General features: G+C 51.8%; 19 protein-coding genes. 3 read left to right on the top strand and 16 right to left on the bottom strand.

The genetic code is table 11. The features are described from left to right. Positions 1-59 precede the first annotated feature (59 nt). The 4 genes from J4E70_RS03825 to J4E70_RS03840 all read right to left on the bottom strand — a co-directional run bounded on the left by J4E70_RS03825 (position 60) and on the right by J4E70_RS03840 (position 4,899). Positions 60-1,994, bottom strand: coding sequence for an elongation factor G (locus J4E70_RS03825; RefSeq protein ID WP_213887720.1), 1,935 nt, complete (start codon positions 1,992-1,994; stop codon positions 60-62). A 360-nt stretch (positions 1,995-2,354) separates the two neighbouring features. Further along, positions 2,355-3,134, bottom strand: coding sequence for a LamB/YcsF family protein (locus J4E70_RS03830; protein ID WP_213887721.1), 780 nt, complete (start codon positions 3,132-3,134; stop codon positions 2,355-2,357). Positions 3,135-3,148: 14 nt separating this feature from the next. After that, entirely contained in the window at positions 3,149-4,159 is a 1,011-nt protein-coding gene (locus J4E70_RS03835; protein WP_213887722.1) for a 5-oxoprolinase subunit C family protein, read from the bottom strand. Next, positions 4,156-4,899: a 5-oxoprolinase subunit B family protein gene (locus J4E70_RS03840; RefSeq protein ID WP_213887723.1), complete on the bottom strand. Its 744-nt coding sequence runs from the start codon at positions 4,897-4,899 to the stop codon at positions 4,156-4,158. The genes J4E70_RS03835 and J4E70_RS03840 overlap by 4 nt, the downstream gene beginning before the upstream one ends. Before the next feature lie 229 nt (positions 4,900-5,128). Between J4E70_RS03840 and J4E70_RS03845 the strand changes: the two genes are divergently transcribed. The 3 genes from J4E70_RS03845 to J4E70_RS03855 all read left to right on the top strand — a co-directional run bounded on the left by J4E70_RS03845 (position 5,129) and on the right by J4E70_RS03855 (position 7,921). Next, positions 5,129-6,019: a TRAP transporter substrate-binding protein gene (locus tag J4E70_RS03845; RefSeq protein ID WP_425516542.1), complete on the top strand. Its 891-nt coding sequence runs from the start codon at positions 5,129-5,131 to the stop codon at positions 6,017-6,019. A 72-nt stretch (positions 6,020-6,091) separates the two neighbouring features. Further along, positions 6,092-6,616, top strand: coding sequence for a TRAP transporter small permease (locus J4E70_RS03850; protein ID WP_213887725.1), 525 nt, complete (start codon positions 6,092-6,094; stop codon positions 6,614-6,616). 3 nt (positions 6,617-6,619) lie between these two features. Continuing rightward, positions 6,620-7,921 carry a TRAP transporter large permease gene (locus J4E70_RS03855; protein WP_213887726.1) on the top strand — a complete coding sequence of 434 codons (1,302 nt, stop codon included), beginning with the start codon at positions 6,620-6,622 and terminating at the stop codon, positions 7,919-7,921. Here the strand turns inward: J4E70_RS03855 and J4E70_RS03860 are convergent. From J4E70_RS03860 to J4E70_RS03915, 12 genes are all read right to left on the bottom strand, one after another. Then, positions 7,918-8,433: a winged helix DNA-binding protein gene (locus J4E70_RS03860; RefSeq protein ID WP_213887727.1), complete on the bottom strand. Its 516-nt coding sequence runs from the start codon at positions 8,431-8,433 to the stop codon at positions 7,918-7,920. The genes J4E70_RS03855 and J4E70_RS03860 overlap by 4 nt on opposite strands. 119 nt (positions 8,434-8,552) lie before the next feature. Continuing rightward, positions 8,553-10,238 (bottom strand): amidohydrolase, encoded by a 1,686-nt coding sequence (locus tag J4E70_RS03865; protein WP_247077585.1) that lies wholly within the window; start codon positions 10,236-10,238, stop codon positions 8,553-8,555. Positions 10,239-10,515: 277 nt separating this feature from the next. Next, a complete protein-coding gene (locus tag J4E70_RS03870; protein WP_213887728.1) occupies positions 10,516-11,415 on the bottom strand; it encodes an FAD:protein FMN transferase in 900 nt (299 codons plus the stop codon). Further along, a complete protein-coding gene (locus J4E70_RS03875) occupies positions 11,412-11,948 on the bottom strand; it encodes a nitrous oxide reductase accessory protein NosL (protein WP_213887729.1) in 537 nt (178 codons plus the stop codon). The genes J4E70_RS03870 and J4E70_RS03875 overlap by 4 nt, the downstream gene beginning before the upstream one ends. Further along, a complete protein-coding gene (locus J4E70_RS03880) occupies positions 11,945-12,763 on the bottom strand; it encodes an ABC transporter permease (RefSeq protein ID WP_213887730.1) in 819 nt (272 codons plus the stop codon). Before J4E70_RS03880 ends, J4E70_RS03875 begins: the two co-directional genes overlap by 4 nt. Beyond that, entirely contained in the window at positions 12,763-13,662 is a 900-nt protein-coding gene (locus J4E70_RS03885) for an ABC transporter ATP-binding protein (RefSeq protein WP_213887731.1), read from the bottom strand. The genes J4E70_RS03880 and J4E70_RS03885 overlap by 1 nt, the downstream gene beginning before the upstream one ends. Next, the gene (locus J4E70_RS03890) at positions 13,659-14,918 is read right to left on the bottom strand and encodes a nitrous oxide reductase family maturation protein NosD (protein ID WP_213887732.1); all 1,260 of its coding nucleotides are present in this window, start codon (positions 14,916-14,918) and stop codon (positions 13,659-13,661) included. The genes J4E70_RS03885 and J4E70_RS03890 overlap by 4 nt, the downstream gene beginning before the upstream one ends. A gap of 12 nt (positions 14,919-14,930) precedes the next feature. After that, positions 14,931-16,835, bottom strand: a complete 1,905-nt coding sequence (gene nosZ, locus J4E70_RS03895; RefSeq protein ID WP_213887733.1) for a TAT-dependent nitrous-oxide reductase — start codon at positions 16,833-16,835, stop codon at positions 14,931-14,933. Position 16,836: 1 nt separating this feature from the next. Then, the gene (locus J4E70_RS03900) at positions 16,837-19,056 is read right to left on the bottom strand and encodes a NosR/NirI family protein (RefSeq protein ID WP_213887782.1); all 2,220 of its coding nucleotides are present in this window, start codon (positions 19,054-19,056) and stop codon (positions 16,837-16,839) included. Next, positions 19,053-19,553: a hypothetical protein gene (locus J4E70_RS03905; protein ID WP_213887734.1), complete on the bottom strand. Its 501-nt coding sequence runs from the start codon at positions 19,551-19,553 to the stop codon at positions 19,053-19,055. Before J4E70_RS03905 ends, J4E70_RS03900 begins: the two co-directional genes overlap by 4 nt. A 928-nt stretch (positions 19,554-20,481) precedes the next feature. Next, complete coding sequence (locus J4E70_RS03910) at positions 20,482-20,679, bottom strand: Flp family type IVb pilin (protein ID WP_213887783.1); 198 nt, start codon at positions 20,677-20,679, stop codon at positions 20,482-20,484. Positions 20,680-20,982: 303 nt separating this feature from the next. Then, positions 20,983-21,486, bottom strand: coding sequence for a GNAT family N-acetyltransferase (locus J4E70_RS03915; RefSeq protein WP_213887735.1), 504 nt, complete (start codon positions 21,484-21,486; stop codon positions 20,983-20,985). Positions 21,487-21,679: the final 193 nt, after the last annotated feature.

Below are 21,679 nucleotides of genomic sequence, written 5' to 3' on the forward strand. Positions count from 1 at the left end.
CCCAAGTGCGTTACGAGGTTTCCCTCCGATTGGTATTTGGGAACAGAGGCATTACAGACTTATGCGAGCATACTTCCCTTTTGCGTATGAGACCCTTCTATCTTATCTGCTGAAATTTCCTCGTAGTGGTCAAACCCGGTTTCGGCCCAGGCGGTTCCCTTTGTTGCGCTTGCCAACGCGCGGAACAGCCCCTCGTGGGTCGACGCGGGCAGAAGCGCGCTGAATATCTCCCAACCCTTAGCGTTGGGATTGCTCTCAAAGCCAAGCACCTGACCGTGCAGGCTGCTGATCGTTGGTGCAAGACCACCCGCAAAGATCGAGGGAACGTGAATATCGACGCGCATAATGGGCTGAAGCACCTTAGTTCCAGCGCTCTGTAATGCCTCGCGGACGGCATTTTTGCCAGCGGTGCGGAACGCGTGGTCTGAACTGTCAACGGAATGGTGCTTTCCGTCTCTCAATGTCACGCAAAGGTCAACAACCTGAAAACCGTTTGGCCCAGTTTGCAACGCGTCTTCTGCGCCAGCGGCAACCGAAGGGATATAGTTTCGGGGAACGGCTCCGCCTTTCACAGTCTCTTCAAACTGAAACCCAGCCCCACGGCTTAGCGGTTTCACATCGATATGCACATCTGCGAATTGACCCGCTCCGCCCGATTGTTTGCGGTGGCGGTGGTGGCATTCGAAGGGCTTTGAAATCGTTTCGCGATAGTCCGGCAGTACGGGCTCTTCCTCAATCTTGATGCCAAAGTCCCCGAAGAGCTTTTCATTCAACTGCCGTGCGTGTAGGGGCCCCTGAACAGCCACAATCAACTTGCCGGTAGAGGCATCCTGTTCCAGCCTGAGACCCGGATCAATCTCGGCCAGACGTGAAAGTGCGTTTGAAAGCCTGACATCATCGCGCTCTTTGGTGGGCAAGACGATATGTCGATAGCTTGGTGGACGGCTTCGTGCCCATTCAGGAAGTGGTTGTTGATCGGTGGTGGTATAAATCTTGTTTGGGACCAGATGGTCTGATTTTAACGCAAGCCCAACCTGCCCTGGTTCCAGTTTGCCAATGAAAATTCGTGGGTCGAGGTCGGTAATACCTCCTAGTGTATCACCACCAAGGGGCTTTCCCTGACTAACCTCTGTTCCTAATGCGCGTATAACAACGAGCTTTCCGATGTGCTTTTTAACATCTGCAAGAAACCCGACAGCCTGAACTTCAGCGTTTTCTGTAAGGCGGGCCTTGGCGGATTCAAAATGTGGAACCTCATGGCGCAGGGATTTCATCAGACGCCTTACGCCATTGCCGTGGTTTGCAACGCCAAAGAAAGCGGGGCAAAGATCGTTTTGTTCCATGACCCGGGCTGTAAGATCGAAAACCTCATCGGTTGCGGGCCGCTTGTCTTCGATCAACTGCTCAAGAAGCTCGATGTCGAAGTCTGCCAGTGTTTCCAATAATTTCGTACGTTCTTCCTGTTCCCGGTTGATGACCTTGTCTGGAATCTCGATCAGATCAGAAGGCGCGTCGTCGTGATATTTCCAGGCGCGTTCCGAGATCAGATCGACGGTCCCAATAACTTCTCCGTCTTCACGGATAGGGACCTGCCTAAGAAGGATGTTGTGATTGCTGTAGGATTGGATGGCAGAAACGATGTCCCGAAGCCGGTCTGTCGCCGTGTCCATTCGGTTCACAAACAAAAAACAAGGAATGCCCGCTTCTTCGATCAGGCGCAGATAGGGGGCCGATAATACTGCAGCCTCAGGATCTGGCGGTATACAAAGAACTGCAGCATCACTTGCAGCCAGCGCCGGTCCGGTGCGTGCCAGCTCATCTGGGCCACCTGCTATATCAATCGCGCACCAGGGCTCCTCCAAGTATTTGAATGACCGAAGGGAGACTGTTTCAGACACTTTAAATTGAACTGATGGTCCCTCAAGACCGCTGAGTGCTTTAACGAGCGTTGTCTTACCCGAATGCGGCGGCCCCAGAACTGAAATAACCCGCATGATTGGTTGCCTCCCTCTGATATCGCGCGTCAAAATCGTTGTGCTGCACGACCAAAAAGGGCAACGAAGCGCTGGGCGCTCGTACTCTCATTCTTGTCTTAGTCCGCCTGCCTCTTTGCATATTGCAGGCTCGATATTCAGGAAATGATCGGTCTGCTTGATGCGGCGGTCATTTCAGTGTTCACAATAAGCAGGCCATCAGTCAAGCCCATAGGCATGTCCAAGGTCCAAAAACCAATCCCGTGAATACCCTTGCAAAGCGAGAAATATTATGTGGCGCATATGTTTTATTGGTCGCAACACCATGTCACGACCTGGCAATTCGCGAAGTGAACGAGACTTAAGCAGCAACAAACTCCTTTAGAATTTGTACGATGCAGTGGCAAGCGAGCGGACGGCTATTTCATTCCTGAGGAGAGTGGACTTCACAGCCTTTGCAATTTTGATGGAATTAGGAGTGTCACCGTGCATGCAGATTGTGTCGATTTGTGCGGCGATATGCTTGCCATTTGCGGATATGATTGCATTTCTCTGAACCATATCTAGCACGCGCTTTGCCGCCTGTTCAGGGTCGTGAATAACAGCGCCGGGAAAGCTGCGGTCAACAAGTGACGCATCGTCGTTGTAGGCGCGATCCGCAAAAATCTCTCCGGCCCAGTAGCACCCAAGCTCTTCTGCAACATCCTGCATTGGGGTGGATGCCAGCACCATTATTTTTATGGTTGGCGCAATTTCTTGCGCAGCTTTGTAGCAGACTCGTGCGATCTCTGGATCTTCGCACGCCATGTTGGATAACGCACCGTGCAACTTGAAATGGCTGATCTGCCCACCTGCGGCGCGTGCCATCGCCTGTGCGGCGCCTAGCTGGTAGCAGATCATGTTGCGCAAGTTTTCGGCAGACAGATTTATACGCCTCCGCCCAAATCCCTGTAGATCTGCGAAGCCCGGGTGTGCACCAATGCCAACACCTCGCTTTACCGCGAGGCGCATGGTTTTCGCCATCACGTCCGGATCGCCGGCGTGAAAACCACAGGCTATGTTGGCCGAGGTCACTGTATCCAGCAGGGCGGGGTCGTTTCCCATGACCCAATCGCCAAAGGATTCACCCATATCTGCGTTAAGATCAATGTGCTTTGTCATGGTCCGTGTCCTGTTTAGTCCCAGCCCGTAATTGCGCCACTTACCAACTGGTAGCTAAGCAGATCGCGGATATCGCGGGGATCACGTAACAAGGGCTGCAATTTGCGAGTCAGGTCTGCGCGTAGTGTTTCAGTTGGGCGATGATGGGCAAGCGCCTCTTCATGTGTGACAAATCTGAACTTCAGGCTGACACCGGGCACCGCCTGCGCCACAAGCGGCAGATCGTCGGGTAAAATCGTGCCGATCCTTGGATACCCACCTGTCGTCTGACATTCAGGCAGGAGAACAAAGGGCTCTCCTGCTCCTGTCATCTGAATGTCCCCAGCCACCATCGTTTCAGACAAGATAGTAAGTTGCGCGTCCGAAACGAAAGCTTCCCCCTCGAACTGTAGTTCTGCACCCTGCCGGTTTCCGCGGGGCGTCCGGGTGAACCGTGTCGCCTCAAACCGTGCCCGCGTTGCAGCAGAAAAACGATCCGTCTGAACGCTTGGAAGCACCCGAAGCGTGCCACCGGAAAACCGGTCAATGACAGAAAGAAGTTGCCCGACAAAATCGGGCTTCAGATCTGGCCCAAGTGGAAGTTGTTCGTTTGGACACAGCGGTTTACCAATGCCACCTGCAAGGTGGGTTGCCCGGCTCCCCAAAAAGGGGGGGCAGGCGATGCCGCCCCCAATATGCAAATACCCATAAATCCCTGAAGAAGCGGCGCCAATTGTCAGGCGTTGACCCGCCTGCATGGTATGGCTGGCGTTCCAGACCAGGCGTTGGCCGTCCAGTCTGGCCAACATCGGCGCACCGGTCATCGCGATACGGATATCGCTGGTCGCCTCGAACTCGCCACCAAAACCTGCCATTTCCAATGCGGCGCAATCCAAGCTTTGTCCTAGCAGTACTGTGCCCTCAATGAACGCGTGCCTGTCGGCCGCGCCGCCAGGTGATAAGCCGAACACCATATTTCCAGGACGCCCCAGATCCTGCACAGTAACAGAAGGCCCGCTGCGATGAACGATAAGTGCACCGGTCATGGCAGAAACTCCCACTCCGACCCGCCGTCGCCTGTTTTGTCTTTAGCGCGAATGCTGGCGTAGGTTTCCTCATCGATTGATGCAAATTGCACCTCGTCACCGGGCCGCAGGGCAAAGGGACTGTCACTCTCTGGTCGGAACCCACGGAATGCAGTGCGCCCCACCTGTCTCCACCCAGTGGGTGTTTCAGTTGTAAAGAGAACCAGTTGACGGATCGCCACTGCAATGGCGCCATTCGGGACTTGTTTCGTCAAGCCGGACTGACGCGGGATATCCCAATTCTCAGGTAAAGATCCCAGATAGGGCTGTCCGGGTGCAAAGCCGATTGTCATAACACGCACGCGGGTTGAGGTGAGTTCTTCTATTGCGCGCTCAGGGGTTAGCCCGGCCAGATTTGCAGCCTCTTCCAACTGTGGGCCGCATTCACCACCAAACACAGCAGGAACGCGCCATAAGCGGCGGCGTTCAGGAAGGGTTGCTGTTTCCCAATTCTCCCGAGTGAGCAGCTTTGAAAGATACGCCCGAAGGTCTTTGAGCGGCAGGCGAACCGGGTCATATACCACGAACGTTGACGTCAGCGATGTTGTCGTCTCGGTGATACCTGGAGGAGCGGCCTTTTCGAGTTCAGCACGAAAAGCCAGCGCAGCACGATTAGCGCTTTCCGTCAGGACATCTGAAAAACTGACCAACACCCCGGAAAGCCCGACATTTTTAATGCGCGGGAAGGCATTTGAAGCCATTTCATTCGTTGCAGGGCTTGTCACAATTTAAAGCTTTCTAACAATTTTCCTAGCTTTAATGGCAAAACGATGACAAATTGTCAACGTTTTAACAAAAAAAGACCTGCAAATCACTTTTATATAAATTGCAGTGTCTCAATGGGAGACCCAAAATATGAAGACCCTTCGCACTGCCGTGCTCTTATCAAGCCTCGCTGTTGCAACCCCTGTACTTGCAGAAACATGGGATATGCCAACCCCTTACGGAGACAGCACTTTTCACACCATCAACATCCGCCAGTTTGCTGAAGACGTTGCCGCAGCTACAGATGGTGAACTGACCATCACCGTGCATTCGGCAGGCTCACTTTTTCCACATGCTGAAATAAAAAATGCGATTCGCTCGCGTCAGGTGCCTATCGGCGAATTCTTCCTGTCGCGTCTTTCAAACGAAGATTTAGCATATGGCATCGACAGCCAGCCGTTCGTTGCAACCACCTACGAAGGTGCCGAGAAACTTTGGGGTGCGCAGAAATCTGTGATTGAGGACCTGATGGCTGCCGAAGGGCTGAAACCGCTGTTTTCGGTTCCGTGGCCGGCACAGGGCCTTTATACAAATGGCGAAATCGCAACAGTTGACGACCTGTCAGGTTTACGGTTCCGCGCCTACAATGCTGCTCTGGAAGAATTAGCGGCCTTGGCAAATGCAGCCCCGGTCCAAATTGAAGCAGCAGACATTCCACAGGCGTTTGCAACCGGGCAGGTACAGGCGATGATCACGTCACCCTCTACCGGGGCAAACACAAAAGCATGGGATTTCGTGACTCACTACACCCAGATCGACGCGTGGCTGCCTAAAAACATCGTCGTTGTGAACGCCCGGGTCTTTGATCGGCTTTCACCCGAGGTGCAGGCCGCAGTCATGGACGCTGCCACTGCTGCAGAAACCCGTGGTTGGGAAATGTCGATGGCTGAAGCTGCCGCCAAGACCCAAGAGATGGCGGACAATGGCATAACGGTTGTGGCACCCTCAGATGCGCTGGTCGAAGGCTTGCAAGGAATAGGTGCAACGATGCTCGACAACTGGAAATCCAATGCTAGTGACAACGCGTTGGCCGTTCTGGACTCTTTTCAAAACTAAGCGTTCATCTGCGGCCTCACATATTTGCGGGGCCGTAGTTTCCTGTAGTTCTCCAACAGCGAAAGGTTTGTCATGCGACGGTTTCTGGATCAGCTTTACAAACTTGCCGGTGGCATCGCCGCCTTGTCCATTCTCGGCATCTGCTTGATCGTATCGGCGCAGGTTGGCTTGAACATTCTGGCACGGCTGGGCGGGCCCAGCACATCGTTTACTATTCCATCCTACGCAGATTTCGCCGGGTTCATGTTGTCGACTGCTTCTTTTCTGGCGCTTGCCTACACGTTGCGTCAGGGCAGTCACATTCGGGTTAACCTGTTTGTGCAAAACCTGTCGGAAAAATTTCAATGGATGCTGGAAGTCGTCGCGCTGTTTCTTGGTGCTTCCATGACGGGCTACGCGACCTGGTTCGCAGGTTCACTTGTCGCTGAAAGCTTCCACTACGGCGACATGTCGACCGGAATAGTCGCGATCCCAATATGGATACCGCAGCTTTCGATGGTTGTAGGGCTGGCACTTCTTACCATCGCGCTCATTGACACATTAATCGAAGCCATCATGGCACGCGCGCCAGTGCTGCTTGATGAAGGATCGGAGTAAACCATGTCTGATCCAGTCATTTTTGGAATTCTGCTGACCTTACTCTTGAGCCTTTTGGCGATGGGCGTATGGGTGGCAATATCACTGTTTATCATGGCGCTGGTTGCCTTGGTTGCGTTTTCGAACGCACCGGAAGGATTGGTTTTGGCAACCTCGCTCTGGGGACATAGCCACAGCTGGCCGCTAGCAGCTTTGCCGCTGTTCATCCTTATGGGTGAAATCCTTTTACGGTCGCGATTAAGCGAAGATATGTTTTCAGGTCTTGCACCTTGGCTTGGGCGTGCACCCGGGCGATTGCTGCATGTCAATATTCTGGGGTGCGCGATTTTTGCCGCAGTCTCAGGATCGTCCGCAGCAACCGCAGCCACGATTGGCCGGATGTCGGTACCGGAGCTCACAGCACGGGGGTATCCGGAAAAGTTGATTTTAGGAACCTTGGCTGGTTCAGCGACGCTTGGTTTGTTGATCCCACCATCGATCATTTTGATTGTCTATGGCGTTGCGACAGAGCAGTCTATCGCCCGGCTGTTCGTTGCGGGGATATTGCCCGGTCTGATGCTGGTACTTTTGTTTGGTGGCTATGTCGCTTTGCGCGCTGTGATGAACCCCGAACTGATCCCTAAAGTTGACAGCCAGTTAAACTTTCGCGAAAAGCTTTCGGCGTCTCGACGGCTGATCCCGGTACTTTTGCTAATCGGCGGGGTCATAGGTTCGATCTACACGGGCGTTGCATCGCCTACCGACGCAGCTGCGATAGGTGTTGTCCTTGCGACTTTATTGGCTGCGTCTACAGGTGGCTTCGGGCGCGTCGAATTCACCGATGCCCTGTTTTCGGCAACAAAAACATCTTGCATGATTGCCTTTATCCTGATGGGGGCTGCCTTCTTGTCTATCGCAATGGGCTTTACAGGTATTCCACGAAATCTGGCAACTTGGATCGGCGAATTTAACCTGTCTCCCTATGCGCTGCTTGCTGTTTTGACTGTGTTTTTCGTTGTTCTTGGTTGCTTTCTGGATGGCATATCAGTGGTTGTTCTGACGACGTCTATCATTTTACCAATGGTTCAGGCTGCGGGGATCGACCCGCTTTGGTTTGGGATCTATCTGGTGCTGGTTGTTGAGATGAGCCAGATCACCCCGCCTGTTGGATTCAACCTTTTTGTTATTCAGGGTCTTACTGGTATCAATATTCTGCGGGTTGCTGGTGCTGCTTTGCCGTTCTTTTTCCTGCTGATGCTGGGGGCCCTTCTGATAACGATTTTCCCGTCAATCGTAACGGTGTTACCCAACGCGATGGGCAATTAGAGGGAAGACGCAGCGCGGCTTGCCTGGTCATAATGGCCAGACATTGTTCGTAGATTTGTTGCAAGCTCGCTCAGTTCCTCGCCGGATATTCCGGCGCGGGGCAGGGCGTCAAGCAAGCATTGCTCGCGAATCTGTCTGTAAAGCTGGCAAAGATCACGCCCTTTGTCGGAAACACGATAAAACACTTCCTTACCGCGTTTCTCGGAATTGAGCAGTTCAAGTTTCAGCAGCTTTCGTAGTGCGTAGTTGATCGTATGTGTGTCTTCGATGTTTAGAAGAAAAGAGATGTCCGTCAGACGCTTTTCACGGTCGCGATGATTAACGTTGTGCAGTACCAAGATTTCCAGTGCGCTGAGTTCCGGCATCTCTGCGGCTGCCATACAACGTTGCATCCAACGGCTGAAGGCATTGTAGGCAATGATCAGACCATATTCGAATTCAGAGGCTTCCCAACCTTCGCCTTCTGCAAGGTGGCGTGAGGATACGATGCGACGGCGTTCTGGATTTTTCATAGCAGACTTTCATGATGAATTATCAGCGTTTTGCAAGCTATATTAATGTAAAATGCAAAAGTTTCCAACGTCTGAGATAAGCAAGGTCCACAACCGTCTGAGCCGCTAGCGAAGGTCGCCTACTGCCTGCTCTGTTCGGCGCAGTCGTGCGTGATTTTCCCGCCGCAAATTGTGAGTTCGGCGCCGGATGACAGCATGGTTTCGCGATCAGCGCTTTCAAGGTCTTCGTTCATTATAACAATATCTGCGAAAAGGCCCTCTTGAAGCCTGCCTTTTTTGTCTTCCGCAAATTCTGCGTAGGCGCCACCACTTGTATAGCTGGCAAGCGTTTCAAAAAGACTCTGACTTTGGTCTTGCCACCTTTTTCCGAGGGGAATGGGAAAGACGGCAGTCGCAACTGTCAACATCGGATCAAGCGGCACAACGGGCCAATCCGTACTGAAAATTAGTGTCGCATCCGCCTCTCTTAAGGTCTTCCAGGCAAATGCATTCCTGACTTGCCGCTCGTTGAATATCACGCCTTCAGGCATCACAGGAAACATGCCGCCAAATGGGGCGTGCAAAGGTTGCATGGACGCTACAACGCCAAGCTCGGAAAATCTGGGTATATCAGCGTCAGTGATCGTCTCGATGTGTTCAATTCGGTGGCGACTGTCACGTTGGCCGTTCGCCTTGATCGCGGCTTCATACCCATCCAGTGTCCGTCGCACTGCGCCATCGCCGCAGCAATGAACGCTGATCTGAAGGCCCATGGCATCTGCGCGAATGGCGGCCTCTGTAAAGGCTTCGGCTGCAAACACTGCGTCGCCGTATGTTTCGGGTCTGTCCGGGTAGGGTTCAACCATCAGTGCGGTGTAACTTTCTATGACACCGTCCATGAACATTTTTACCCGCCCTGAATAGAGCATGTCTGAATGATAGAGGCGCTGCATTTCAAGTGCCTCGTCCAGCTTTGATAGTGGATGCGTGTTGCGCAGGTGGCAGGGGACCTGAACACGGCAAAGCAAGTCACCTTCTTGCTCAAGTTCGTAAAGCAGTTCCATCTGATAGAGGTTGCCGTCCATGTTGTGAAGCGATGTGATCCCGTATTGGGCGCAATATGCCAGCCCTTCACGTAGGGCTTGTTTATCGCGTTCGCGTTCTTCCGGTGTTGCAGGCGGGAAAGGGTCATCCCCGGTCACGTAACCAATAAAATCTCGTCCCCCAAGGGCTGTGTGTTTGATCACGTGACTGAACGCGCTGGTTTCCAGCAAAAGACCCGATGCGGTGCCATCAACCTCCATGACGATTTCAGCACCCGGATCAGTCGGGCCTCCATGCAGGATACCACCAAGCTCAAGCGCCTTGGTGTTGGCCCACACGGTGTGATGATCTGCGGCCATCATGGCAAACGGACGGTCAGGCATGACGCGATCCAGCGCGTGGCGATCAATAAGCGTATCTGGCCCAAGGATATGATACCCCGCGCTGACAGCGTAAAGAAGTGGGTCCTCTGGCCGCGCCAGGCTTTCTTTTTGTGCGGCCTCTGTCAGCGCCTGTTGGGTCGAAACATCTGAAAGGTTGAGGCAGCCCAATTCCCCCGACCCACCAAATAGATGAACGTGGCTGTCGATAAACCCGGGGAGTACCGTTTTCTTTCTTGCGTCGATCACCTTTGTCTTCGGTCCAATCAGTTCGGATGGATCGTAATCGCCAACCCGAAGAAACCTGTCGCCTTTGATGGCAATCGTCGCCGCCCGTGGGGATTTGGCGTTCATGGTTAATGCGCGCGCATTAATGATTACGATGTCGGCGTGGGTTTTCACGGCGCTTGTCTCCTAGATCTCTGCAGAGTCAGATCGAATGTGTAAGCTGTGGTTTCTGAGTAACCCGACCTGATTGGCCCAATTAGATTGTTAACGCGTCATCGGTCTCTGGTCCATCGGGACAATGATTTTCTGAGCTAAACGATAGCCGGATAAATTCTAAACCTTTGCGAGTAATATCTAAAATACTACTGTAACCTGGCGGAACTTAGGGGTTTTGGGGCCGGGTTTGTCTGCGTTAATGGCACTCAAAGTTCTTGTGAACCATGACGCATAGTCACGTTAGCAACACGTCGTTGTCGCCTTTTGCTTCGAAAATATCTGCTTCACTCATCAGGCAAAAAGCAGTGGAAAGCCCGTCTGCTTCGGCGGCTGACCGGGAAATGACGCTGACTTCAGACCACATAGACTCCGAAATTCCAGAGCTAGGGTCGAGTATATGTCCAACTGATCCATTCGTATCAAACACCGTTCCAAGCGGGCGTGACGTCGCAATTGCAGCGTCTCGCAATGAAAGTTGTTTCCCATCATGTGTTCCTAGTCTTATCTGCCACGCTTCGCCATCGGGAGCCGTGCCAAGCGCCGCAATCTCACCTGTGTTCACAAGCAAATTCCGAACACCATTATTTCTAAACAATTCAGAAACTTTATCGGCAATGAACCCTTGGGCAATACCATTCAGCGTCAGCATGACACCGGGTCGGTCAAACGCTATTCTCTCGGTCGAGAAAGAAACAAGGTCCCAGCCCGTCGCAGCAAGTGCAATGGAAAGCTGTTCATCGCTAGGCTGTGAACCCGATACATAACTCTCTGCGTAAAGAGACCACAAATTTTGAACGGTCGGGTCAAATATTCCTTTTGTCTGGGCGTTCAGCCGAGAGCAAATCGAAAGCAATTCAACCATTTCAAAGGCCGGCTGCACCAGAACTCCATCTCGGTTAAGATGCGATAGCTGGCTGGCAGATTGATATAAACTAAAAATGTTTTCCAATCGGCGAATTTCCTGAACCGCCTGATAAATCAAAGCATCCGCATTTGGGTGATCCAGTATTATCTGGGCTTCAGCGCCTAGTGCGATGCCTTTCCAGTGGCGTGTGTTAACGCCAGCCTCTGCACCAAAGGCTGGTAAAATAGCAGCACCCGCAAGGATCTTTAGTATTCTTCTGCGAGATGTCATTCGCTTAGCTCCAAAGATGTCGTTGTGAATTCGATGGGTGAAAGAACAACCTCTGCCGGAATGTCCTTAAGGCGCATGATTTCCCCACCATGTTCCAGCGCGAATTGTTCAGCCTTTGTCGTTTCGGCAAAAGGCGCGATCTCCGGTGCGCCCATGCCGCCGATGGCGTCAGACCCGACAACAAAATAGGCGGTGTTTGCATCAATCCAATTGTCGGCACCGGGTTCCAGCCAACTTTGCGCTGCCCCCATGTCGTTTACATACAAAACAAGAATATCTGCGGATTGTTCTGGCGATTTCAAATAGGCAATGCCATCGCGCACCTGACTAAACCAAAGCGGCTCTGACATACCGGCCAAATGCACCTGTGCTTTGGGACCCTGATGCTCAAGTATAATCATCTGGCAGTAGTGTCCGGCCGCCTCTTCGGTCAGCGCAAGAGGCTCTGGAACAGTGACATTTGCCATATCCTCTTTGCAGCCAGCAAGAAACACGAATGGCAGCAGCAATAAAGCCGCTAAATTTAATCTCATGGTTCAACCTTCCGAAGTGCGCGCCAGGCACAAAACAAAGCAAGTAACGGCCAGCCGAAAAGCGAAGCCAATTGTCCATTAATTCCAGACACTGACCCGGCGGCGCTTAGCCCTGATGTCAGAACCGTTACAGAGGTATCGGGCATGTTGATCAGCCGGAAAGCGTCTGCGGGGTTTGCAACCAACAGCCAGGGGAAAACGGTTTTTGTGAAGTAACCTCCGTTGTCGGAGACCAACGCACCAAGCAACCCGATATCGTAAAGGACGACGCACACCAGCCAGATAACGATCACAATACCGGACGCAACGCTGGGCTGACGAACCAAACTTGACACTGTGTACCCCATTCCGAGAAAGGCTGACCCAAGTGCGAGCGAGGTGAAGAAAAGGCGCAACAATGGTGCGAAGGAAAGGTTCGCAGCACCGTGTTGCCAAGCCGTGAGCGTCGCTGTCAGCGCCAACCCGACTGCGACCGCGAAGGCGAGTACGGTAAAATGCGCAAGAAACTTGCCGATCAAGATTTCGGCACGTGAGAGCGGATATGTCAGGCTAAGCGCTAAGGTTCCGCGCTCGGTCTCACCAGCGATAGCATCAAAAGACAGAAGTAAGCCAATCAGAGGTACGAGATAAACCGAAAGCGTGGTGATCGAGCTTACGGCAACGATCAGCGGATCAACCCCCAAGGTGCCTGTTGGCGCACCCCCTGCAAGTGTCAGGACAATCGTGAACAAGCTCATCAAAATGACTGAGGTCGCAACCCACATGTTGCGTCGTGCAATCAGAAGTTCGAGCCGTGCAATTGCGAATACGGACATTACTTACCCTCCGATTCAGTGACGCTGTAGTGGCGGTAAAGCTCTTCAAGGGTTCCGGGCGTTACGTCGACATCTTTGATTATTTCACCGAACGCCGTGATCTGACTTAGCTTGGAGATCTTCTCGTCTTGCTGACAGGTCAGTAAGATTGAGCAACCATTAATACGTTCTCCGCCGAGTCTTTCGGCGACGACATCAACGTTTTCGGCGGTTGTTGTGACATTTACCCTGATCGGTAAACCTGCATTTTGGCGCAAACGGACAAGGCTGTTGTCCGCCACCAACTTGCCCTGGCTCATGATCGCAATTCTGTCAGTGCGTGTTTCAAGTTCGGTCAACGCATGGGAAGACAGCAAAACCGCAGTTCCTGATTGTGCCAGCTCTTCAACGATATCGTAAAATTCATGCCGAGAGATCGGATCAAGACCACTTGTCGGTTCATCCAGCAGCGCAAGCTTCGGTTGCCCAAGCAAAGCTTGCGCCAGACCAATCCTCTGCCGCATGCCTTTGGAATACGTGCGGATTTTCCTGTCTGCCGCATTTGAAAGCCCGACACGATCAAGCAGATCATCAGCAACATGTACGGGAACTGATTTCAGTCGTGCAAAATGGCGTAGCTGTTCGCGACCTGTAAGGGCACCGTGAAAGGCAACGCTTTCGGGCAGAAACCCGATTGACGCGCGCGAATGGCGAGAGCCAGGGTTGGAACCCAAAACCTTTATCGTACCGGAAACAACAGGGGTCAGCCCGAGGATCATCCGTAAAAGCGTGGTTTTGCCAGCCCCGTTATGACCCAGCAGAGCAACACGTTCGCCCGCCTCAATGCTCAGACTGACATTGGAAACGGTTTCCAGTGTACCATAATTTTTACTGACGTTTTCAACTGCTAAAGTGGTCATTGGATATCTTCCCAAGTTGGAAGTTCAGGGCGGGGAGCAGCCATAAGAGGGGCGCGATCAATGACGCCACCGGGCAACGTTGCGGGAAAGGTGGATTGCGACCAGCGGATCAGTTGAACTGCGGGTGATCCTAACAAGGATTTCGCGGCTGGTTGCGTCCAGAGAATACGATCCATAATGTCATTGGGGCGATAGGCGGAATCTGCAATTCCGTTGCCGTCCAGATCAAAAGCTGCGTGATCGGACCAGTAGTTTCCGCGCCCGTCAGCGCTCCATTCGATCCAGGTTGATCCCACGTATTTCACCTGTGTGCGATTGCCGATGAAGGCATTGCCAAAAATTTCGTTGCGCTCTGAACCTGCGGTGAAATGAATACCAATTTCGCAGGATTCAAAACTGTTGCCCTGAAAGCTGTTTCTGTGCGCGTTGTAGATAAACACACATTTCTCACCACCCGCTTCAATTTGATTGCCGATTATGGTGCTTTTATTGGTGTAGTTCATCATAATACCGTGATCACGATCCCCGCTAGACAGGTTTCCCTCAATCCGTACGTTGTTGGAATACATGATTGCGTAGCCCAAATGGTTGCCTTGCGAGATGTTTCCGGAAACCAGACTGTCATTTGCATACATGTAGTGAACAGCAAACCGCAGGTCACGAAAACGGTTACCGGTAAATTCATTGTCGCGTGAAGTGTTCACAAAAATACCATCGCGACCCCAGCGGATATCATTGCCGATGACCCGTGCGCCGGGTGCATTCCAGACATAGACGCCATTGCCACGGTCGTTCATCCGCCGGTCTTGCCGTCCTTCAATGATATTACCGGATGCAAGCACGTTCTTTGGCCCGTGCAGGTCGATGCCAACCAGATTTCCAATAAGGTGATTGCCCTCAATCACCGCGTCATCAGCCAGTTTTGTTAGGGTAATGCCAGCATCAAGCCCGTCCCCGCCGGAGCCTGAGCCAATAATTTTCAACCCGCGTAATGTTACATTAGGTGCATTCACCGTTACTACCGAGCCAAGTTCGCCACCATCAATTATTGTGTTAGTGCCCTCTATCGTCAGAGGCAGATCAATTTTAATCGGGCCTTTGTAGGTGCCCGGACGCAGTCGAAGAATGTCCCCCGCCTGCGCCGATTTTATGGCTTCGACAAGTGCGCCCTCTGTTGCAGGCACAATTATTTCGGCTGCTCCGGTAGGGGATACCGAGAAGCCCAAAACAATTAGCAAGAACAGATAGCGCAACATTGATAAGGCTCCTTACGCTGGTTCAACCAGCATCCGGCCGCGCATCTCCATATGGAGCGCGTGGCAGAACCACTGACAATAGTACCAGTGAACACCCGGACGATCAGCAGTAAAGGTAACAGACGCTGTTGCCTGTGGCCCAACTTCAAAGCAGATACCATGGTTGCCCAGTGTAAACCCGTGGGTCAGGTCGTCCACATCATCAATGTTGGTGATGTAGATTGTGACTTCATCGCCTTGCTTAACCGTGAATTGTTCCATCGAGAACGTCGGAGCGGCAGAGTACATATAAACCCGCACTTTGTTCCCGTCACGGATAACCTCGTCGTGACCATCTTCAAGCACGACACCATCGGCTTCTGCCTGTTTGCGCGCGTCATCCCACATTGGGTTGTCGCGGCTCCAGATGGAATCCGGTGTCACTTTGGAACGGTGAACGATGATACAGTCGTGCGGCTCAGCAAAAGTCGGACTGTCGTGAACAACTGCTGGAACATCGCCTGAAATATCGATCAACTGCTCGTTTTCGGGCTTTAGCGGTCCAACGTTCAGATAGCGGTCTTTCGAAAACTTGTTCAGCGACACAAGCCATTTGCCGTCAGCTTCCTTGGTTTCACCCATAGAGCTGTGGTTGTGCCCGGGTTGATACATCACATCGGTTTTTGAAACGATCGGATCAACGTCTTCACCAGCATAAAGGCGAACCGCTTTGTCGATGTCCCATTTCACCATCTGACTATCCAGGAACAGGGTGGTGTAGGCCATGCCTTTTCCGTCGAACGCCGTGTGGAGCGGACCAAGGCCCAGCTCTGGTTCTGCAACGATACAAGACCGGGGCTCGGCACCGTCAAAAACAGCCTGAAGCTTGTCATACTGAATCACGGACACGGTTGGTGACAGTTTTCCGTTGATCATGACGTATTTACCATCAGGCGAAGAGTTGACGCCATGCGGGCTGTTCGGGATCGGAATGTAAACGGTCAGGTCAGACCCTTTGCGCCCATCCAGAACTTTCACACCATTGTAGACTTCAAAGTTACCCGCAGCGACCGCAGCCTCAATGCGCTCGATGTTAAACACAACTGCATGATCCATCTCTGCTTCCATCATGCCGACAAGTTCAGTCGCACCTTCAGAGTTGTAGCTGGATGAAATTGCGTATTTGCCCTGATAGTCGCAATCGACGTTATCAAGGTTGCCGGTCACGATGACCTGCCAGGCGATTTCCATGGTGTCGCCATCAATGGCGGAAAAGATGGAAACATAGTTTTCCACGTCGTCCATGTTGGTGCCGTCGTTGACCAGCGGTACCCGGTGCTCGCCATTCGCGAACACATAGCCCGTGCGCGGGAATTTTTGTGGGCGCAGACCGTGAATGTCAGACGCATTTGGAATTTCGATCATCTTGTCACATTTCATGAACTTACAGTCCACGCGCGCGACGCGTGTGTTGGCCTTGTCATTCATGAACAGATAACGGCCGTCATATGTGCCGTCAGTAAAGGACATGTGCGGGTGATGGAGGTCACCATTTTCATAGACGTCCATGCCGCGTTTTGCGAGAAACTCCAGGGTTTCAGGCATCATGCCTTCGCGCATGATTTTCTTGGATTCATTCGTGCTGCCCCAACCCGTGGCTGAGCAACGGTTGAACACGGGAACGCGCATAAGTTCGCGCATTGATGGCACGCCCAAGATGCGCAATTCACCTGCCTGGCCGGACGACCAGAATCCATAGTATTCGTCAAGTTCGCCCGGGGCGATTTCGTTAGAAGCGGCAGCCGCCGCAGGTGTTGCCATCAAGGATGCGCTCCCACCAGCAGCGATGATTGTGCCGGCAACCAGGGCACCTTTCGCGGGGCCAGTCAGAACATCACGCCGTGATATTCCATGTTTGGTTTCATTGTCTTCAGACATATCAACTTTCCTTCTTTTGTATTGAGTTAGGGTGATTTGTTTGGCGGGCCATTACTTCGCTAAGCTGAGCTGAGCTGTCGGCCACTTTCGCGCGTCGTTTCAGTGACTTGATGCAAACGGGGCATTTCGTGTTGTCTTGATAAAGAACCTGGCAATGCAAGCAGGACAGGCACTCATTCGGGTTGATCTCACCCGTCGGGTGGATCGCCTGAACAAAGCATTCATGCGCGCAGGTCTGGCAGGGGTTGCCACATTCTTTGTAGCGCTTCAGCCAGTCAAACATTCGCATGCGGCCCGGTATCGCCAAAGCTGCGCCCAGGGGGCAAAGATAGCGACAGTAAAACCGTTCGATAAATAACCCCGCTCCCAGCATGGCCGCCGCAAACAAGACGTATGGCCAACTGCGCGCAAACTTTAGAATGATCGAAGTTTTGAATGGCTCTATTTCTGCGAATTGTTCGGCGATCGGAATGGAAACCAACGACAGGCCAAAAAGTCCCAGAAAAATCATGTATTTGATTGGCCAGAGTCGTTCGTGCAGACCCCAGGGTAAGGTCCACTGCGGGAACTTGAGGAACCGGGCGATCTGGTTGGAAATTTCCTGCAGGGCGCCGAATGGGCATAACCAGCCGCAAAACCCACCGCGTCCCCAGAACAAGAGTGTCACCGCAACTGAAGTCCACAAAATGAACACAAGCGGATCCATCAGGAATGCATCCCAGCTGAAACCGCTGGTCAACGAAGCACCAAGCGCCATCAGGTTCACAACAGAAAGCTGAGCGTTCTGGTGCCATCCCAGAAAAACGAGCGTCAGTAGTAAAAAGCCCATACGGAACCAGTAGAATTTACGCGCGTTCCGGGTCGCTTGTTTCTGAAAGAAAAAGACGCCTGTCAGGACAGTGAGCATTGCAATCAGTATGCCGATTTCCACTTTTTTGCTGTTCCAGATACGTTGCCACAGGGCGGCCCTGGCGGATTTGTCATCTGCTGTTTCAACAACAACGGCGGATGTTTGTGGCGCAAGCGGCGTGAGGTATTTTTCCGGAATATTGTAGCCCAGATCAAACGTCAGAAATGTCTTTTCAACCGGTCCAATAACGCGTTGGGCGAGCAGTTGAATGCGCCAGGGTTTCGTTGGATCAAACCCCGCATCCGCCGGAATTTTAAAGATATCAAGCTCCGTGAAACTTGGTGATCCTGACGCTGCCAGTTCGCCAAGACGGCGTTGTTGTCGATCATGGAACCGTACAGAAATATCACCCTGTATCAGTTGTATCCTGTCAAAAATGCCCCCGCGGACATAGCCAGACCCTTTGTATGAAAATGCCCCGCGACCGGCCAGCAGAATAGCCTGCTCACCATCTTCAAGCCACTCGACAAGGTTACCGTACTCTGCTTCGCCCATCAGGCTGCGGCCAATTGAAGGCGCAGAAACCAACGCGGCATACATGTCGATGTAAATGTCACCGTCTTCGCCTGGCTCAATGTGCTTTAGAACACGCGGATCGCCAGTGGCTTCAAAAGCGCTGTTGATCTGACCTATATCCAGCGTCATCCGCCGGACGGTTCCGTCTCCGGACATTGTGGACCAGTCACTGGTGCTGTTTTCATCCATGTTCAGAACATGTGTTGGTCCAGCACCCTCGGTGTTGCTTGCCAACCCCCCGAGCCCAAGTGCACGTGCGACCTTGATACTGGAGCGAACGATCGAGTCGTCGATGATCATGATTGTCACCGTCGCCCCAGAGATAATATCCAGATCATGCCCCGAGCCGCCGGCAGCGGCTTCGGCTATAATGTCGAGCCCGGAATAGCTGGCGGTCAGGGCTCTGATTTTGCGATCTGGAATTCCGATAAGAACGATGGGTTCAGAGTGCTTTACCAACTCGGCGCGTAACAGTTTTCCGTCAGGCCCAATTGCGACCATTACATGGATTGGTTTGCCCGAGTATCCCGTTGTGCTTACAAAATCAGAAGTAATGAAGGCATGGCCGAGAGTTTCGTGGCCATTCAAGATCGGAACTGCTGGAATGTTCTCCAGCATGGCTCCATAGGCTGTCGCACCCTCGACAAATTCGCTTGCAGGTAATTCGCCTAGAAACCTTTCTAGGACCGGAGCCGTCTGTGCCTGCGCTGCGCTAATGAAACCCAGTATTGCAATATGGAGGATTGCAAAGAGACGTATTAACTTCGAAAATTGGGATGAGTTGGTCAGCTTCATACCCATGGTGACACCCATGTGATACGTGTGACCTTTTCATTGATCTCTCTGAAAAACAAAGAGGAAGTGAGAGTCATTTTATATTCTGCGCTTCTGATTGGGGGGCCTCGGCATGAGGACCAATAGTGTTCAGAGCCTGCTGGCACAGTTGCGCCGCTGTCCGAAAAATGAACGATACGAAAGCCGATAAAGTTCGTTGAATTTAGCTCTGGGGTTTGAAGTGCAAACCCATCAGTTCCGGGAACAAGACAGATGGAACAATGGGCACATTCTGGTGCAGGCGCTTCAGACCCACCGTCAACCTGCACAAGATAAGATCCGCCATCTCCGCAGATTTCAATCCAGTTTGCAGTGCTATTTGCGTCACGACCGGCCATTGCCGAGAAGGTCTGTCCAAGAAAAATGGAAACCGCGAGTACGACAAAGACAAAAAACCGTTGGCCAAAAAAATTGGCCCCAGGTTTCTGGCCTTGTGTTGTTAATCGATTGGTTTTCATTAAGACGAAACTCTGATCCTTGAGGCGATGAATGCATCGGTAAAGCAACGCAAGAAAAGTTCACTTGACATAAATCAAGTAAATTCGCCATTCCGAAAATTAATTGTCGAATGTAAAAGAAGACGATGTCTGACGTCAGCGCCAGCGAGGATTTTTTTGAGAGTTTAAGTAACGAAGGGTTTGCTGGATACTGTCGTAGAACGCTGGCGGCTCGTGTGTCTGCGATGAGGGGCCATCGAATATGTATGACGCATCTTTTCCTCGGCTGAGTACGTTTGGCACGTTTTGCGCCGAATGTTGTAGATATGCTGTTGCTTGCGAGACAACGGCTCCAGTTGCATCTCTGGCGATCGGGCCGTTTTGGCTGGGAGACAAAGGCATGAAGCACAGCCGGGGCGCACCGTATCATCCGCAAACACGCCGAAAATACAATCAGCCAGATGAGTCAGTTGCTAACTCAGTTCAAGCAGCCTCTGGACTCAAAAACTCTTATGAAAGACAACTTTCGAACCACCTCGGTGATGTGGCTATCCAGATTGGGTGAATTTTGGACAACCTCGCGTTAACGACCATAATTTACACTGCGATCATTGGATTGAAGGCAATTGGCTTACCGGCAATGAAAGCTCACTTGATGAAAGAGGACTTCAAGAAACCAGCGTTCAAGGTGAAAGAAATATAGGAAATTCACGCAGATAATTTTAACGGAAAAATCTCGGCTAGGTTAAGTAGGGTGCTTAGAAAATGTCAAAGACACATTTTTCGAAAGAACGCGCGAACAGGAATCGAAAACCCTAAGCACCCCAATGCATCGCTAGCAGCTAGTTCGCATCTTGTACTTGATATAAATCAAGTTGCGCATGCAGGTTGATGAAATACGCAAATGGAGCGAAAATTCACTCGCTCAGGGTAAACTATGTCTCGGCGACTAGTAGGTGGCGATACCTTGGGTTGCTAGACTACCAGAGATCACGTCACCCAAATCAGCAGTCGCGCCGCCGACCGAAGCCATGATCGCGATACCGAGGCCAACGATAGCAGCGGTCAGAACAACCCAGTCAACAGTGACTGCGCCGGATTCGTTCTTGAAAAAATTCGTTATCATTTCAAAATACTTGATCTTCATTTTTTGGCCCTCCGCAGGGATTTGTTTCGACAAATAGTCATGCGTTCGCACGTATTGTTGTTAAGATATGCTCTTTAAAGTTGTCGAAATAATGTTTTGTTAATGTTTAAGGTGGGTTTCCTGAATCTAAGAAGTGATCGTCGGGATATGCCCCACTTTGGGTGGGTAGGTTGGAAATGGCCTGATGCTATGGACTGACCGGAATTTAACGCAGTAGATTAATAAAGCGGATTCCTAGTGGGTTTTCAACTTTGCCGAAACCCGATAGCGCGTGCTAGTTTTCCAATAAATCGACGCTGGGGTCTAAAAATCGAGCTGCATGAAAAGCAAATAAGGCTGCAGTTCAGGGTCACTTTCGCCTTCCGGGTAGCTTTCGATCTCCCGGAAACCCAATTTGCGGTACAAACCTTGTGCGGCAGTGTCGTAGACGCCTGTGTCGAGAAGAACGCTCGTTGCATTCAAGTTTCTTGCGTGGGACAAGATGCTCTCCATCAGCTTTCGTCCGAGGCCCAACCCACGGGCTGCCGGTTTGACGTACAAGCGTTTGATTTCGCACGCATCTGGTCGGATCACTTTTAGGAATACGCATCCTTGCAAATGGCCGTCGCCGTCAATCGAGATATGCAGTCCTCCGGTCGGAGGAAGGTATTCGTTGATGTGGTCAAAGGTATTTGAAACCAGTTCATCGACGTTGAGGTCGAGCCCTGAGACCGCCCGTAACTCTGAAATTTCATGATCGAGATATTCACGAACCAAATCGCGAAGCTGCGCCTCATTTTCCAGCTTTTCGATTGAGCGAATTTCCATTGCGATGACTTTTTAACAAATAAGGACAAACTTAGACTATTCCAGATCTCAATGTCTGCAAAGCCTGGCGGTTTCAACGGGTGGTCGCAACACTTTAGTCTTTTTGGAAAGATGGAGTGTTAGAGATGAAATATCGGACGCGGACGTTTTACACGGACAAACAGAAATCTGAGATGTGGGATCGGTGGCAGCG

The organism is Pseudohalocynthiibacter aestuariivivens (assembly GCF_018457175.1).
Classification (GTDB): domain Bacteria; phylum Pseudomonadota; class Alphaproteobacteria; order Rhodobacterales; family Rhodobacteraceae; genus Pseudohalocynthiibacter; species Pseudohalocynthiibacter aestuariivivens.

Bases quoted from the DNA above. Each gene is read 5' to 3' on its own strand.
- J4E70_RS03825 (WP_213887720.1), bottom strand. From the start codon at position 1,994: ATGCGGGTTATTTCAGTTCTGGGGCCGCCGCATTCGGGTAAGACAACG.
- J4E70_RS03830 (WP_213887721.1), bottom strand. From the start codon at position 3,134: ATGACAAAGCACATTGATCTTAACGCAGATATGGGTGAATCCTTTGGC.
- J4E70_RS03835 (WP_213887722.1), bottom strand. From the start codon at position 4,159: ATGACCGGTGCACTTATCGTTCATCGCAGCGGGCCTTCTGTTACTGTG.
- J4E70_RS03840 (WP_213887723.1), bottom strand. From the start codon at position 4,899: ATGGCTTCAAATGCCTTCCCGCGCATTAAAAATGTCGGGCTTTCCGGG.
- J4E70_RS03845 (WP_425516542.1), top strand. From the start codon at position 5,129: ATGCCAACCCCTTACGGAGACAGCACTTTTCACACCATCAACATCCGC.
- J4E70_RS03850 (WP_213887725.1), top strand. From the start codon at position 6,092: ATGCGACGGTTTCTGGATCAGCTTTACAAACTTGCCGGTGGCATCGCC.
- J4E70_RS03855 (WP_213887726.1), top strand. From the start codon at position 6,620: ATGTCTGATCCAGTCATTTTTGGAATTCTGCTGACCTTACTCTTGAGC.
- J4E70_RS03860 (WP_213887727.1), bottom strand. From the start codon at position 8,433: ATGAAAAATCCAGAACGCCGTCGCATCGTATCCTCACGCCACCTTGCA.
- J4E70_RS03870 (WP_213887728.1), bottom strand. From the start codon at position 11,415: ATGACATCTCGCAGAAGAATACTAAAGATCCTTGCGGGTGCTGCTATT.
- J4E70_RS03875 (WP_213887729.1), bottom strand. From the start codon at position 11,948: ATGAGATTAAATTTAGCGGCTTTATTGCTGCTGCCATTCGTGTTTCTT.
- J4E70_RS03880 (WP_213887730.1), bottom strand. From the start codon at position 12,763: ATGTCCGTATTCGCAATTGCACGGCTCGAACTTCTGATTGCACGACGC.
- J4E70_RS03885 (WP_213887731.1), bottom strand. From the start codon at position 13,662: ATGACCACTTTAGCAGTTGAAAACGTCAGTAAAAATTATGGTACACTG.
- J4E70_RS03890 (WP_213887732.1), bottom strand. From the start codon at position 14,918: ATGTTGCGCTATCTGTTCTTGCTAATTGTTTTGGGCTTCTCGGTATCC.
- nosZ (WP_213887733.1), bottom strand. From the start codon at position 16,835: ATGTCTGAAGACAATGAAACCAAACATGGAATATCACGGCGTGATGTT.
- J4E70_RS03900 (WP_213887782.1), bottom strand. From the start codon at position 19,056: ATGAAGCTGACCAACTCATCCCAATTTTCGAAGTTAATACGTCTCTTT.
- J4E70_RS03905 (WP_213887734.1), bottom strand. From the start codon at position 19,553: ATGAAAACCAATCGATTAACAACACAAGGCCAGAAACCTGGGGCCAAT.
- J4E70_RS03910 (WP_213887783.1), bottom strand. From the start codon at position 20,679: ATGAAGATCAAGTATTTTGAAATGATAACGAATTTTTTCAAGAACGAA.
- J4E70_RS03915 (WP_213887735.1), bottom strand. From the start codon at position 21,486: ATGGAAATTCGCTCAATCGAAAAGCTGGAAAATGAGGCGCAGCTTCGC.